This window comes from Sciscionella marina DSM 45152 (assembly GCF_000379465.1).
In the GTDB taxonomy this organism is placed as follows: domain Bacteria; phylum Actinomycetota; class Actinomycetes; order Mycobacteriales; family Pseudonocardiaceae; genus Sciscionella; species Sciscionella marina.
Genome location: NZ_KB905382.1, coordinates 90,380 through 105,970, shown reverse-complemented (window position 1 = coordinate 105,970; position 15,591 = coordinate 90,380). Strand labels below are relative to the sequence as shown.

Annotated in this window: 9 protein-coding genes; 7 read left to right on the top strand and 2 right to left on the bottom strand. The window is 69.9% G+C overall.

Annotation, left to right across the window (positions count from 1 at the left end; genetic code table 11):
• Positions 1-6 precede the first annotated feature (6 nt).
• The gene (locus tag A37U_RS0110800; protein ID WP_020496656.1) at positions 7-8,748 is read right to left on the bottom strand and encodes a non-ribosomal peptide synthetase; all 8,742 of its coding nucleotides are present in this window, start codon (positions 8,746-8,748) and stop codon (positions 7-9) included.
• Between the two features lie 166 nt (positions 8,749-8,914).
• Between A37U_RS0110800 and A37U_RS43130 the strand changes: the two genes are divergently transcribed.
• The 7 genes from A37U_RS43130 to A37U_RS43120 are packed head-to-tail and all read left to right on the top strand — an operon-like array spanning position 8,915 to position 14,713.
• Positions 8,915-9,883 carry a daunorubicin resistance protein DrrA family ABC transporter ATP-binding protein gene (locus tag A37U_RS43130; RefSeq protein WP_020496655.1) on the top strand — a complete coding sequence of 323 codons (969 nt, stop codon included), beginning with the start codon at positions 8,915-8,917 and terminating at the stop codon, positions 9,881-9,883.
• Complete coding sequence (locus A37U_RS0110790) at positions 9,880-10,680, top strand: ABC transporter permease (RefSeq protein WP_020496654.1); 801 nt, start codon at positions 9,880-9,882, stop codon at positions 10,678-10,680. Before A37U_RS43130 ends, A37U_RS0110790 begins: the two co-directional genes overlap by 4 nt.
• Positions 10,677-11,576 carry a PLP-dependent aminotransferase family protein gene (locus A37U_RS0110785; protein ID WP_020496653.1) on the top strand — a complete coding sequence of 300 codons (900 nt, stop codon included), beginning with the start codon at positions 10,677-10,679 and terminating at the stop codon, positions 11,574-11,576. The genes A37U_RS0110790 and A37U_RS0110785 overlap by 4 nt, the downstream gene beginning before the upstream one ends.
• Positions 11,573-12,553 (top strand): 2,3-diaminopropionate biosynthesis protein SbnA, encoded by a 981-nt coding sequence (sbnA, locus tag A37U_RS43125; protein WP_020496652.1) that lies wholly within the window; start codon positions 11,573-11,575, stop codon positions 12,551-12,553. The genes A37U_RS0110785 and sbnA overlap by 4 nt, the downstream gene beginning before the upstream one ends.
• A 10-nt stretch (positions 12,554-12,563) precedes the next feature.
• Positions 12,564-13,592, top strand: a complete 1,029-nt coding sequence (gene sbnB, locus A37U_RS0110775) for a 2,3-diaminopropionate biosynthesis protein SbnB (RefSeq protein ID WP_020496651.1) — start codon at positions 12,564-12,566, stop codon at positions 13,590-13,592.
• Positions 13,589-13,762: an MbtH family protein gene (locus A37U_RS0110770; RefSeq protein ID WP_020496650.1), complete on the top strand. Its 174-nt coding sequence runs from the start codon at positions 13,589-13,591 to the stop codon at positions 13,760-13,762. Before sbnB ends, A37U_RS0110770 begins: the two co-directional genes overlap by 4 nt.
• Before the next feature lie 21 nt (positions 13,763-13,783).
• Complete coding sequence (locus A37U_RS43120) at positions 13,784-14,713, top strand: SDR family NAD(P)-dependent oxidoreductase (protein WP_020496649.1); 930 nt, start codon at positions 13,784-13,786, stop codon at positions 14,711-14,713.
• A 3-nt stretch (positions 14,714-14,716) separates the two neighbouring features.
• Here A37U_RS43120 and A37U_RS43115 read toward each other — a convergent pair whose 3' ends face one another.
• Complete coding sequence (locus tag A37U_RS43115) at positions 14,717-15,571, bottom strand: carbohydrate kinase family protein (RefSeq protein WP_020496648.1); 855 nt, start codon at positions 15,569-15,571, stop codon at positions 14,717-14,719.
• Between the last annotated feature and the right edge of the window lie 20 nt (positions 15,572-15,591).

Genomic DNA, 15,591 nt, shown 5'->3' with positions numbered 1-15,591 from the left:
GCTCGCTCACTGCGACAGCTCCCACTCTTCGTCTAGTTCGTTCTCGAATTCGTCGATGTCGTCCTGGTCGAGTTCGAGCAGGGACAGGTCCGATGGCGTGAACCCGGTACCTTCGCCGCCGTGCTCGGCCAGTTCGGTGAGCGCGGTGCGCAGGGCATCGGCGAAGCGCTCCAGCTCGGCCTCGCCGATCAGTTCCCCCGCGGCGAGCACATCAATCACCAGCTGATCCCCGCTATGCACCGCGGTGAGCTCGAGCAGGTGCGCCAGCGGCATTCCGGGGTCCGCCCCGCCGCCGATTCCCTCACCCGCCGGGGCGAATGCACCCGGTTCGGGTGCGGGCATCCTGCCCAGATAGTTGAAACCGATCTCCGCACCGTGCTCGAGTTCCGGACGCTCCCCGGTCCAGCGGGCCAGCCCGTACTCGCCACCGCGCGCGGTGCTGTTCCGCACCTGCTCCTTGGTCAGTTTCACCACCTCGGCGCCCTGTGCCCCACCGATCTCGATGCGCGCCGGGAACAGCGTGGTGAACCAGCCGACGGTGCGGCCGGTGTCGAGATGATCACCACCGAGATCACCGAGGACATCCCGGCCGTGCCCTTCGAGATCGGCGAGCAGTGCGTCCGGTCCGCGCCAGGAGCGAACGGCCATGGCGAGCGCGGCGAGCAGTACCTCATCGGCATGCGCATGGCAGGATTCGGTCACCGTGCCGAGCAGCCGTTCGGTGTCCGTTGTGGACAGCCGGATTCCGGTGCGGCGCACGGTGGCCACGGTGTCGATCGCCGGGTCCAGCGCCCGCGCGCCGATCCGCGGCAGCTCGCCGAGTTCGCGCCAGAACTGCGGATCCACGGTCTGCGCGTGTTCTTCCAGCGCCCGCGCCCAGCCACGGTAGGAAACCGGTACCGGGGGCAGTTCCGGTGCTTGTCCGGTCGCGATCGCGGTGTAGGCGGTACGCAGATCGGCGAGCAGGATCTGCCAGGAGATCCCGTCGACCACCAGGTGATGGGCGAGCAACAGCAGCTGCCCGGACGAGGTGTCCCACGCCGCGCGGAACATCACCCCGGACTCCGGATCCAGTTCCGCGGCGACACTTTCCGGGTCCGCATCGATCCGCAGTACGTCCACGGTGGACGGTTCCGGGACCTCCAGCAGGCCCTCGGGGAGCAGCCGGGCACGCAGCGCCTCGTGCTGCTCGACCAGGGCAGCCAAGGCCGCGCGCAGCACGGGTTCACTCGCTTCCACGGGCAGGTGCACCCGCATGGACTGGTGGTAGCCGCCGATCGGCCCGCCGCGGTCCAGCAGGGCCCGGGCGATCGGCGGAACCGGCAGCGTGCCGATCCCATCCACCGCGCCGGTCTCGGTTCCCGCGGCCGTGCACACCGCGGCGAGCGCGGCCGGGGTGCGGTGTTTGAACACATCCTTGGGCGTGCACACCAGCCCGTGTTCCCGGGCGCGCGCCACCAGTTTGATGGACAGGATGCTGTCCCCGCCGAGCGCGAAGAAGCCGTCCCCGGCCCCGACCTCGGCGACCCCGAGGGTTTCGGCGAACAGTGCGCACAGGATCTCCTCGACCGGACCGCTCGCCGCCTGGGATCCGCCGGTGAACTCCGGATCCGGGAGCGCGCCACGGTCGAGTTTTCCGCTCGGGGTAAGGGGAAACTCCTCGAGCACCACGAACGCGGCAGGCACCATGTGCGCGGGCAGCAGTTCGGCGAGCTCGGCGTGCAGCTGCTCGGGTTCGGCCGTGCCGGTGAGGTAGCCGATCAGCCGCGCCGTTCCAGTGGCATCGGTGCGCGCGAGCACCGCGCATTCGGCGACCCCGTTCGCGGCGGCGAGCACGGACTCGATCTCGCCGAGCTCCACGCGGAATCCGCGGATCTTGACCTGGTCGTCGGCCCGGCCGTGGAACCACAGCACACCGGCACCGTCCACACTGGCCAGATCACCGGTGCGGTACATCCGCGCGCCGGGTGCGCCGAACGGATCGGCGAGGAACCGTGTCGCGGAAAGGCCCCTGCGCTCGGTGTACGCGTCGGCCAGTTGCGGGCCCGCGAGGTAGAGATCCCCGGAAATCCCTTCGGGAACCGGGCGCAGCGCCGAATCGAGCACGTAGAGCCGGGTGTTCCACACCGGTTTCCCGATCGGCACACTCGGGCGCGAATCGGCCGGATCACAAGGCCAGGCGGTCACATCCACCGCGGCCTCGGTCGGCCCGTACAGGTTGTGCAGCCGCGCGCCGAACACCTCGCCGAACCGGGTCCGGGTGGCCGGGGACAGCGCTTCCCCACTGCAGATCACCCGGCGCAGCGACAGGCAGCTGCCCGGTTCACTGTGCGCCAGGAAGGCCTGCAACATCGAGGGTACGAAGTGGACGGTGGTGACCGCGTGCCGTTCGATCAGCGTGGTGAGCGCGGCCGGGTCGGTGTGCGCGTCCGGTTCGGCGACCACGAGCGCGGCCCCGGACAGCAGTGGCAGGAAGAACTCCCAGACCGAGACGTCGAAGCTGGACGGGGTCTTCTGCAGGATCACGTCCCCGGAGCCGATGCCGTACTCGGCGCGCATCCACAGCAGCCGGTTCACGATCGCGCCGTGGGAGACGGCGACTCCCTTGGGCCGCCCGGTGGATCCCGAGGTGTAGATGACGTAGGCGGTGTCAAGTGCAGACACTTCGGCCGGTGCCACCGGTTCGGCGATTTCCTCGGTGTCCACCAGCAGTCGCGCGGTTTCCGGCAGCCCTCCGGCGAGCGCGGAGGTGGTCAGCAACAGCGCGGGTGCGCAGTCCCCGAGCATGAACTCGATGCGCTCGGCCGGGTAATCCGGATCGATGGGCACATAGGCCGCGCCGAGCCGCTGCACCGCGTACAGCGCGGCGACCAGTTCGACCGAGCGCGGCACCGCGACCGCGACCCGGTCCCCGCGAGCGACCCCGCGCGCCGCGATCCGGCCCGCGAGCCGGGCGACCCGGTCCTCGAATTCCCTATAGCTGTACCGCTCCTCTCCACTGTGCTGGTTTTCCGGGAGTAAGAGCGCCGTCGCCTCGGGTGTCTCGGCCGCCTGCTGCGCGAACAGCGCGGGCAGCGTGATGCGCGGCAGCTCGCGCGATTCCCCGGCGAGCAACCGGCCGGAGGCGGGCCGCAGGCGCCCGGCGGGCAGATCGAGTTCGCCGCTGAGCACCCGGGTGAACGCCGCGAGCAGCGCCTCGGCCAGCGGGCGGTCCACCGCGCCGTCCCGGTGATCGAGGCGGATCTCCAGCTGCTGTCCGGGGGTGATGTTCAGGGTCACCGGGTAGTGCGTGGCATCGCTGCCGTGCACCCCGGTGACCGCGAAGTCCGCGCCGTCCGGGGTGAATTCCGCGTGGTCCAGCGGGTAGTTCTCGAACACGAGCAGCGAATCGAACAGGGTTTCCTGCCCGCTCGCCCGCTGGATCGCGGACAGCCCCAGGTGCTGATGTTCGCGCAGCGCGGTCTGCTCGTCCTGCATCAGGCGCGCGGTCTCGGCAAGGGAACGCTGCGGGTGCACCCGGGCGCGCACCGGGACGGTGTTGATGAACAGGCCGACCATCCGCTCCACGCCGGGAAGTTCGGCCGGCCGCCCGGAAACGGTCGCCCCGAACACCACATCCTCGCTCGCGGTGAACGTGCCGAGCACCAGCGCCCACGCGGTCTGCATCAGGCTGTTCAGCGTGATGCCGCGTTCGCGGGCGCGCTCCTGTAGGTCCTCGATGGGCAGCTGCGCCCGGATCGAGCTCGGCGCCGCATCCGGTTCACCTCGGGCGAGCAGGCTCGGCCCGCGCAGCCCTTCGAGATAGGCCGCCCAGGCCTGTTCGGCTGCCGCACGGTCCGCGTTCGCCAGCCAGCGCGCGTAGGGCTCGTGTCCGGCGGTCTCGGCCGGTTCCGCACCACTGTACAGGGCGAAAAGTTCGGCTCCGAGCACCGGAAGCGACCAGCCGTCGAGCAGCGTGTGGTGGTGGGTGAACACCAGCCGGTACCGGTCCGCGCCGAACCGCAGCAGGTCGAAGCGCAGCAGCGGCGGGCGGGCGAGGTCGAATCGTTCGGTGCGCCACCGGGTGAGCAGTTCCTCGACCGCGGCGCTGTCCATTGTGGACGCATCGATGCTCGTCCAGGGCAGTTCCCGGCCGGAAACGATGAACCGGACCGGTTCCCGCATCCCCTCGGTGGCGAAGCCGGAACGCAGCGCGTCGTGCCGGTCGAGCAGCCGCTGCGCCGCGGCACGCAGCCGTTCCTCGTCGAGCTCCCCGCTCAGCTCGAAGCACACCTGCACGGTGTAGACGTCCTCGGTGTCCTGCTCGTAGAGCGCGTGGAACACCAGCCCGGCGGCCAGCGGGGTGGGCAGGACCGCGTCCACCAGATCGCCCGCGGTGTCCTCCAGGACATCCACCTCGTGCTGGTTCAGCGTGGCGTACGGGAAATCGCTCGGGGTCCTGGCGCTCGGGGTTCCAGTGCACTGCCCGGGGCGGGCCGCTTCGGCGAGCGTGGCCAGTTCCGCCTGCCAGGCCGCGGCAAGCCGTTCCGCGCTGGCCCCGTGCAGTTCCAGTTCGGCGACCAGCTGTTCACCGTCCAGAAAGGCGTTCACCACCAGCGCGTGCTCGGCTGTCAACCCTGGTTGCGCACCGGGGAGCACTCCCGCCTCGGCCAGTGTCCAGCCGCGGTCGGTGAGCGCGAGACTCCCGAGGTAATTGAACGCGAGCCAGGGCCGCGGGGACTCGGCCAGTTCCCCGTCCCGGTAGCGCAGCAGGCCGTAGCCGTGCCCATCGCCCGGTGTGGACCGCATCGCCTCCTTGACCGTGCGCACCGTGGTCAGCGGATCCCCGCAGGGCTCGAGCCGGACCGGGTGCATGCTGGTCAGCCAGCCGACCGTGCGGCCGAGGTCCTCGTCCTGCCTGCCGTGCCGTTCCAGGTCCACGAGCAGCGGCAGTTCCCCGGTCGCCACACCGATCGCGGGCAACGCCCGGTGCAGCGCGGCGAGCAGGAGTTCGTCCACGCCCGCGTACCACTGCGCGGGCAACCGGTCGAGCAAGGTCGCGGTCAGCTCCGCGGGGAACCGGAACCGGTGCCTGCTCTCCCCCTGGCCGGTGGGCGCCGCGGCCGTGGGACCGGCCAGTTGCGCGCGCCAGTACGGCAGTTCCCCCCGGACCTCGCGTTCGGCGAGCCGCTGCGCCCAGCTCCGGAATCCGACCGGGACCGGGCTCGGTTCGGTGAGCTCGGAAAGCAGAATGCGCCAGGACACCCCGTCCACGGCGTAGTGGTGCGCCACGAACAGCACTTGCAACGGGGCGCCTTCGAGGACCACGACCTCGAGCAGCCGCGCCTGTTCCGGATCGAGTCGGGCCCTTGCCTGTTCGGCGAGCGCGACCACATCCGCGGAATCCGCGGTCTGCACTCGTGCGGGCACCGCGCCGGATTCCAGTATCTCGGCCTGTCCGGCGCGAACCCGGATCCGGAACGCGTCGTGCCGGTCGAGCAGCCGTTGCACCAGCGCGGGGACCTCGGCCGCGCGCATCCCGGCCGGGGCCTCGATCAACACCGACTGGTTGTAACCCGCCGTCGGCCCGGTGCGTTCCACGAGCCGGCGCATGATCGGGGTCAGTGGGACCGGTCCGGCCGATTCGTCGTGTGCGGCCTCGGTTTCCAGACGGCCCGCGGATTCGGCGATGCGTTCGATCGTCTTGTGTTCGAACACCTGCCGGGGCCCGAGGTCCAGTCCGGCGGAACGGGCGCGGTTGACGAACTGGATCGCGATGATGCTGTCCCCGCCGAGGGAGAAGAAATTCCGTTCCGGCGAGACCTCGTCGAGGCCCAGCACCTCGGCCGCGATCCGGCAGGCGATCCGCTCGTTCTCGGTACGCGCGGCCCGGCCCTGTTCGGCGCCGAACTCCGGATCCGGCAGGCGCTTGCGGTCGAGCTTCCCGTTCGCGTTGAGCGGCAGGGCATCCAGCACCACGATCGCCGAGGGCACCATGTAGTCGGGCAGCCGCCCGGCGATCCCGGTGCGCAGCCCGGCGGGGTCGATGCCTTGCCCGGCAAGGGGAACCACGTATCCGGCGATGCGCCCGTCCCGGAAAACGACCGCCGCCTGGGCGACCCCGTCCGCTTCGGCGAGGGTGCTTTCCACCTCGCCCAGTTCCACCCGGAACCCGCGGATCTTGATCTGGTCGTCGGCACGCCCGAGGTAGACGATCTCGCCGTGTTCGTTCCACCGCGCCAGATCCCCGGTCCGGTACATCCGGGTGCCGTCGCCATAGGGATCGGCGAGGAACCGCTGCGCGCTCAGCCCGCGCCTGTCCAGATAACCGCGAGCCAGTCCGGGACCGGCAAGGTAGAGCTCCCCGGTCACGCCGACCGGGAGCGGGCGCAGCGCCGCGTCCAGGATGTAGGCACCGGTATTGGGCAGCGGCTTGCCGATCGGTGGTTCCGCGGCTCGCCCCTCCCTATCCGGCACAGCGCCGTACCAGGCCGCGGCGTACACGGTCGCCTCGGTCGGGCCGTAGATGTTGGCGATCCGCGCGCCCGGAATGGCCCGCTCGATCCGGTGCATCAGGTACCCGGGAAGCGCTTCCCCGGCCAGCACCACCTGTTCGGCGCGCAGCCGCACCTCGCCGTGTTCGAGCACCGCGGAAAGCGCCGAGGGCACCGCGCTGATCAGGCTGCCCGACCAGGACCGCTCGGCGCGTTCGGCGAGCTCCAGCAGATCCCGCACGATCTCGATGCAGCCGCCACAGGTCAGCGGCCCGAACATCTCGAAAACCGAGACGTCGAAGTTCAGCGAGGTCGAAGCGAGCACCTCGGCGAGTCCCGTGGCGCCGAAGGTGTTCCGTGCCCAGCAGGCGAGATCCACGGCGCTGCGGTTGGCGACCACGACACCCTTGGGTTTCCCGGTCGATCCGGAGGTATAGATCGCGTACGCCGGATGCTCCGGGTACAGCGGCCGTACCCGTTCCGCGGCACTCACCGGGAAGTCCTCGCCGGGTTCCCTATCGGACTCTGTCACATCGGACTCGTCGAGGAGCAGCACCTCGGCCGAGTCCGGCAGCACGCTGCGGGCCCGCGCGGTGCTCAGCGCCAGCACCGGCTTCGCGTCCGCGAGCAGGTATTCGATCCGCTCCGCCGGATAGTTCGGGTCGACGGGCAGGTAGGCTGCGCCCGCGCCGAGCACCCCGAGCAGCGCCACCATCATGGGCGCCGAGCGGGGCACGGTCACCGCGACGAAGTCCTCCGGCCCGATACCGCGCGCGATCAGTTCCCGCGCGAGCCGGTTCGCCGCCGAGGCGAGTTCACTATAGGTGAGGCACTGCCCCGCATGCCGCACCGCGGGCGCGTCCGGGGTTCGCGCGGCCTGCGCGATGAACTCCGCGTAGAGCGTGCTTTCCGGGATCGCCACGGCTTTCGAGGCGAATTCCTCGAGCACCCGGGAGCACTCCTCGGGTGTGCTCACCGAAAACGAGGCGGTCATGGTCTCCGGCGGCACTTCGGTGAGGGTGGTGAACAGCGAACGCAGCCGCTCGGCGAACGCGTCCAGTTCCGCTTCGGTGAACAGTTCCGGGTTCGCGTCCAGGATCAGGTCCAGTCCGCCGTCCGGGCAGCGCGCGTCGAGCACAAGGGAGAGCTCGTCCACTGGGCCACCGGCCAGGTTGCGGCTCTCCGCGGGCACCCCGGCGAAATCCAGCTCATAGTCGAACAGCACGATGTTCACCTGCGGGCCGGTCAGGCGCTGTTCCCCGGCGAGCAGGCCGAGTTCGGCGCGCAGTTGCTCGTAGCGGTACCGCTGGTGTTTGACCGCCTCGCGCAGCCGTTTGGCGGTGTGCTTGGCGAGTCCTGCGATGTCTTGCGCGGCAGCGGTTTCCAGACGCAGCGGCACGATATTCGTTGCCATACCGGGAACCGTGCCGAGTTTAGCCCCGCGCGCGGCGACCGGAAGGCCGAGCACGACCGGGCGCCCACCGCCGACTCGCTCGAGGTAGAGCCCGAACCCGGCAACGAGCAGGCTCGGCCAGGCGATTCCGATCTCCCGCGCGGCCGCGTGCACCCGCTCCAGCGCCGCCCGGTCCAGATGCGTGGTGCGGCGCAGCAAGCGCTCCGGGGTGCCCGAGGCCTGCGCGGCGACGCTCGCCGGTTCCGGACGGTCGGCGAGCAGCCCGGTCCAGTATTCCCTGTCCCGCGCGCACTCCGGCGATTCCCGGTACGCGCGCTCGGCGTCGGCGAGCGCGGCACTCGGCGGGAATTCCGCCGCCGCAACGGTTTCCCCGCGCACCAGTGCGGTGTAGACCTCGGCGACCCTGCGCTGTACGAGAGTCATGCCGACCCCGTCGAGCAACACGTGGTGATAACGCTGCACCCACAGGTATTCCGCTTCGGAGAGACGCAGCAGGGTGAACGAGAACGCCGGGGCGCTGGTCACGTCGACCGGTTCATCGAGCAGGTCCGCGATCCACTCCCGCGCGGACCGTTCCGGATCGTTCTCCGCGGACAGATCCAGGAATGCGAAGGGAAAATCCTCGATTTCCGTGGTGACCCGCAACACAGTGCCGCCCTCGGTGTCCTCGACAACCGAACCGCGCAATACCTCGATGTCCGCCACGGTGCGGCGCAGTGCCCGTGCGAAGCATTCCAGGTCGATCGCACCGGGAATCCGCACGCACTCGGCGACGGCATAGCTCGGATTCCCCGGATCAAGCCGGTTCGCGAACCACACTCCGCGCTGCGCGTCGGTCAGCGGCAGTACGCCATCGGCCATCTTTCACACCCTCGGTCCGCGGACAATTCCTGTTCGCCATGACACCGATCCGGCCGTACCGGGGTCAACGTTCTTGCAGCAACCGGAACCCTGCCCCGGATCCGCCTCCCCGGCGGCGCAATCGCCCTTATGGTCGAGGCAGTCGAAGAGTTATCGAGGTGACCAAGTGAGTATTCACGCCGAGGCGCTGTGCAAGCGGTACGGGGACAGTTACGCCCTGCGCGGGGTGGATCTGCACGTCCCGACCGGCACCGTGCTGGGACTGCTCGGGCCCAACGGTGCGGGAAAGACCACCGTGGTGCGCATTCTGTCCACGCTGTTGCCCGCCGATTCCGGGCGGGCGACCGTCGCCGGGCACGAGGTGAGCGCCGAACCGAAGCGGGTACGGATGCGCATCGGGCTCACCGGGCAGTACGCCGCGGTGGACGAACGACTCACCGGCCGGGAGAACCTCACCCTGATCGGCCAGCTGCATCATCGGGGCAAGCGGGCCGCGTTGCGCAGGGCCGGGGAACTGCTCGAGCGGTTCGATCTGTGTGCCGCGGCCGACCGCCCGGTGAAGACCTACTCGGGCGGGATGCGCCGCCGGGTTGACCTCGCGGCGAGCCTGGTCGATGAGCCGGCGGTGTTGTTCCTCGACGAACCGACCACCGGGCTCGATCCGGCGAGCAGACAGGTGCTCTGGGACATCATCGCCGGACAGGTGCGCGAAGGCACCACGGTGCTGCTCACCACGCAGTACCTCGAAGAGGCCGACCGGCTCGCGGACCGGATCGCGGTGCTCGGCGAAGGTTCGGTGATCGCCGAGGGAACCCAGGCCGAGCTGAAACGCCGCGTCGGCGGGGAACGGCTGCGCATCGCACTCGCCGATCCATCCGATGTGGACAGTGCGGTGCACACTCTGGAAACCCTGTTCACCGAGCGGCCGTTGCTCGATCCGGAGTCCGGCACCATTTCCTTCGCCACGCGCGAGGGCATCGACACCCTCGCCGAGGTCACCGGCCGGCTGCGCGAGGCACGCATCGAGGTCGCCGAGTTCGGCACCAGCCGCCCCTCGCTCGACGATGTGTTCCTCTCCCTCGTCGGCGGCATGGACAGCCCGGTGAATACGGACAAGGTGGGGAGCCCGGCATGAACGTGCGAGAACTCGCGATGGAGACCAGTGCGCTGCTCGGCAGGCACATCCGGCATCTGTTGCGGATACCGGAGAAACTGCTCAGCCTCACCATGATGCCGGTGGCCTATGTGGTCATCTTCGGGGTGCTGTTCGGCAGCGCGATGTCCGTGCCCGGGGTGGATTATCTGGACTACCTCATGGCCGGGATCCTCGCGCAGACCATGCTGATGAACGTGTCCGGGACCGCCCTCGGGGTGGCCGACGATCTCGCGGGCGGGATCGTGGACCGGTTCCGCTCGCTGCCGATCGGCGCCGCGCCGGTGATGATCGCGCGCACCACCTCGAATCTGTTGCTGTCCCTGACTTCCGCGGCCGCGATGGCGCTGATCGGATTCGCCATCGGCTGGCGGGTGCACACCAATGTGCTCGCGGTGCTCGCCGGGTTCGGCATCCTCGCGCTGCTCGGCCTGACCATGGCCTGGCTCGGCGCGCTGCTCGGCCTCGCGCTGCGTTCCCCGGAGGTGATCACCCCGGTCGCGTTCGTGATCGTCGCGCCGATCACCTTCCTGTCCAACGCGTTCATCCCGCTCGGCAAACTGCCCGGCTGGCTGCAGGCGGTGTGCGCGTGGAACCCGGTCAGCGCGGTCATCGCGGCCTGCCGGGATCTGTTCGGTAACGCGGGATCCGCGGCACTGCGCGGAATGAGCGTGTTCGGCAGCGCGCCGATCCCCTGGGCGCTACTGCTGACCGTGCTGCTCCTGGCCATCTTCGCCCCGCTGACCACGCGGGCCTACCGTTCGGCGGTCGCGCGATGATGCGGGTACCCGTCGCCGGAACCGAGCTGCTGGCGAGCCAGGACGCCGAACTGCACGGCCTGGTGTACGCCGAATGGGAGCGCGCCGAACGCAGCATCGCGCTCACCACGACCGCATCCGTGCTGGAATCCAGTGTCGGCGCCGCGATGGGCGCGCTGACCTATGTCGGCCCGAGCACCGACCGGATCGAACAGCTCGCCAAAGACCGGGCACTGCGCGGATTCCGCACCGGCCGGGTGGTGATCACCTCGGCAACACCCGCCGAAGCGGCCGCGCGGGAAGGCAGCGTCACCGATATCAGCGTCACCGACATCTCGGACACCGCGCTCGGGGTGCTCACCGGGAACGCGGAGCTCCCCGAGAACGGAACCGCGGTACTGGCCATGGATTCCGCGCTCGGCGGCCCACGGGCAACCCTGGTGCTCGGCGGGCACGCGGACCATCCCGAGGTGCCCGCCCCGGTGCTCGCCGGGATCGCCCGCGCCCTGGACGCCGCGACCGGGGAACGGGGCATCGCGGCGGCACGGGCCGTGCTCGACAACGCCGCGCACCTGGACGAGCAGCTGCGCGCACTCGGCCGCGACTGTGCCCGCTCCTCCGCGGTGCCGTTCACCGATCTGGTCACCGAGGACGCCGAAACAGCCGCCCGCAGGCTCGCCGAGGTGAACATCCTCGCCGAACCGGCCGGTACGCACCTGCGGCTCGGCACCGCCGCGGTGACCAGACGCGGATTCGGGCCCGGCGAGATGTGCCAGCTGGCCGCGCTCATCCACACCTGGCTCGGCGGCTCCGGGGCGCTGTTCACCACCGGGGCCGAGGTACTGCGGCTCGCCCGGCAGTTCCCCCTCTTCTCGATAAGTCCCAGTCCGGCCACTCCACGGAGCGTGTCCGCATGACCGATCGCCAGCTGCTGCGCGGGATCACCGAGTTGCGTGCCGCGATGATCGAGACCCCGGTCGTCGCCCTCTCGCACGAGCTCGACCTGTGGGCCAAACTCGAATACGAGAATCCGAACGGCAGTTCCAAGGACCGTTCCGCGTACTGGATCCTGAAGTCCGCCGTCGAACGCGGCGAAATCACCAGGGACAGCACCATCGTCGAGTCCTCATCGGGGAATTTCGCGATCTCCCTGGCGAACTTCTGCTCCCGGCTCGGCATCGAGTTCATCCCGGTGATCGATCCGAATGTGAACGCGACGACCGAACGCTTTCTGCGCAAGACCTGCCGCCGGGTGGAGAAAGTGACCGAACGCGATGCCAGCGGCGGATTCCTGAGCACCCGGCTGGCCGCGGTGCAGCGGCTGCGCACCGAGCTCGACCCGGTGTACTGGCCGAACCAGTACGCCAACCTCGACGCACTGTTCGCGCATTACCGGCTCACCGGCGGAGAACTGTGCGCACAGCTCGACCGGCTCGACTACCTGTTCGTCGGGACGAGCACCTGCGGCACGATCAGCGGGCTCTCGTTGCGGGTGAAACAGGAGTTCCCGCAGGCGAAGGTGATCGCCGTCGATGCCTCGGGGTCCGCCATTTTCGGGGACACACCGGGAAAACGGCGGCTGCCCGGGCTCGGTTCGAGCATGCGCCCACCGCTGTGCGAGCACGCCCTCGTCGACGAGGTGATGCTGGTGCGCGAACAGGACGCGATCCGCGGCTGCCACGAACTGTTGCGCACGCACGGAATTCACGCGGGCGGTTCCACCGGAAGCGTGTACGCCGCGCTCAATGAGTATTTCAGTCCTGGAGAACAGGCCAGCGTTGCTTTCCTGTGCGCCGATCGGGGCCGCGCCTATGCCGACACCGTCTACGATCGCGCCTGGGTGCGCGAGCAGTTCGGCTTCGACCCGCACCTCGAATTGACCCCATCCGCATGAAGGAGCCATTGTGACCGAAAAACCGTTCCTCGTCGTCGGCGGCCCGGAGATCTCCGCCGAGATCGAGGCGGACCGCCCGGGCTGTCTCGAGGTGATCCGCGCGGGTTATCTCGCGCACGAGGATCAGCAAAGCGTGTTGCCGCACAGCAGTTTCCTGCGGTTCCCGCACCGGGAATCGGACCGGATCATCGCGCTTCCCGGTTATCTGGGCGCCGAGTTCGACGTCGCCGGGATCAAGTGGATCGCCAGTTTCCCCGGCAACACCGCGAACGGGATTCCGCGCGCCTCGGCCGCGCTGCTGCTCAACGACTGCACGACCGGTTATCCCTTCGCCTGCCTCGAAGCCTCGGTGATCTCCGCCTCGCGCACCGCGGCCTCTGCCGTGCTCGGCGCGGAAGCCCTTACCGGGCAACGGAAAGCGAGCACCATCGGGTTCATCGGAACCGGACTGATCGCGGAGAACATCCGCCGGTTCTTCCGCGATCTGAACTGGCAGCTCGGGGAATTCCTGCTCTACGACCACAGCGCGGACGCCGCGCGCCGGTTCGCCGCGGACTGCGCGGCCGACGGCGCCGGTGAGGTGCGGATCGCGGACAGCGCCGAACAGGTGTGCGCGCAGAGCGATCTCGTCGTGCTCGCCACGGTCGCCGGAACCCCGCACATCCACGACCCGGAACTGTTGCGGCACAACCCCGTCGTCCTGCACGTCTCGCTGCGCGATCTGGCCCCGGAGCTCATCCTCGGCGCCTTCAACATCACCGACGATGTCGACCACGCCGTACGCGAGCGCACCTCGCTGCACCTGACCGAACAGCGCACCGGAAACCGGGAGTTCGTGCACGGCACCCTGGCCGAACTGCTCACCGGGCGGATCGAGCGACCGGCCGGGCAACCGGCGATCTTCTCCCCGTTCGGGCTCGGCGTGCTCGACCTGGCGCTGGGCAGCTGGGTGCACCGGACGATCACCGAACGCGGTGGCGGGACGGCGGTGGAGAACTTCTTTCCAGGCCGGCCCAGTGTTCCAGGGGTGCCCGCATGACCGAGTACACCGTGGTGGTCAACGATGAGGACCAGTACTCCACCTGGCCCGCGGACCGGGAACCGCCCGCGGGCTGGTCCCGCACCGGACCCCGGGGCAGCAAACAGAACTGCCTCGCCTATATCGACCGGGTGTGGGACAACGTGCTCCCGAGGAGCCTGCGGGACTGATCCGCCAGGTACGCTGCCGCCATGTCAGCCACATCCTGGGATGTTCACCGGCTGCCGCGCGCCGAACACCGGAACTTCCTCGTCACCGGCGCCAATGCGGGGATCGGCTATTTCGTCGCCGAACAGCTGGCCAGTACCGGCGCGACCGTCCTGCTCGGCAGCCGGAACACCGCCAAAGCGGAGGCGGCGATGGGCACCATCCGGTCCCGGGTCCCCGGGGCGCGCCTGCGCCACGTTCCGCTGGACCTCGGGGACCGCGCCTCGATCGAAGCAAGCATCACCACATTGGGGGTCACCGCGCTCGACGCGATCGTCTGCAATGCCGGTGTGCTGCTCGAACAACCGGAACGGCAGGTCACCGGGGAAGGCAACGAGCTGATGTTCGCCACCAACCACCTCGGGCATTTCGCGCTCGTCGGCCTGCTCACCCCGCTGCTGGAGGCGGCGGAGGCGGGCCGGGTGGTCACCACCGGGAGCCTCGTCGCCGGTTCGGCGAAGTTCGATCCGGCCGATCCGCAGAGCACCCGTGATTACCAGAGCAAACGCGCCTACGCCCGGTCGAAACTGGCGCAGATGCTGTTCGGCTTCGAACTCGACCGCAGGCTGCGCGCCGCGGGCAGCACCACGCTCAGTACGGTCACCCATCCGGGCGGTGCGCTCGATTCGCTCACCCCCGCGCGCCCGCCGGTGCACGAGCCGACGACCGGGCAGCGGCTGCGCGGCCTGCCCGCGGCCCTGATGCTGCACGGTAAACAGGCCGCCGCCCAGGCCGCCGTCCGCGCCACCCTCGACCCCGCGGTGCGCGGCGGGCAGCTGTGGGCCCCGCGGTGGTTCGGGCTGCGCGGGAACCCCCGGCAGCTCCCGGTGCGCGGTACCTTCGCCGACCATGCGCTCGCGGACCGGCTGTGGACGTTGAGCGCCGAGCTCACCGGGATCGACGTGTTCGGCTGAGCGTCAGACACACCCGGCGACGCGGTCCCGGTCCGGAACCCCGGCCCGCGCCCCCTCCGCGGTGCAGGACAGGCTCGCGGCAGCGGCGGCGAACCGCGCGGCCTCGTGCGCGGGGACACCCCGTTCGAGTTCGGCGAGATAGCCGCCGGTGAAACAGTCCCCGGCGCCCGTGGTGTCCCGCACCGCGACCTCGAGCGCCGGACCATTCCACTGCCGCCCATCCGGGGCGTAGAGCCGCCAGCCCCGCGCACCCTCGGTGAGCACCACCGTGGTGCCGTACTCCACCGCGGCCGCGCCCGGTTCGGCGCCCAGCAGGGCGAGCTGTTCCGCGCTCAGCACCACGTGTTCGGCGGCGAGCAGCGCGGCACCGGCCGCATCGGGATCCTCGCAGCCGTCCAGATCCACGGCGAGGCGGACATCCGGTGCGGCGCGCACCAGCGCAGCGGCCCACGGGAACCGGTACCCGTCGAGATAGAGCAGATCGCCATCCGCCATCCGCTCCAGCACCCACTGCAGGTGTGCCTCGGTGACCGCATCGTCCTGGCTGATGATCGAGCGGTCCCCGTCCGGGCCGACGAGCACGATCGCGGTGGTGAGCTCCCCGTCCCGCGCGGTCCAGGACACGTCGGCCCCGGCACGCTCGAGCTCGGCGAGAAAGGCCTCGCTGAGCGGATCGGGGCCGAGCACCCCGGCGAACCGCACCTCGGCGCCCATCCGCGCGGCGGCGAACGCGGCGTTCGCGCCCATACCACCGTCCCGGCGCCGCAGCGCACGCGCCTGCACCCGCGCACCGGGGCCGGGCAGCGCGGGCAGGTACACCGTCACATCGTTGTTGGCGTAGCCGCAGAAGACGATCACGGAACCAGCCTAACCATAGA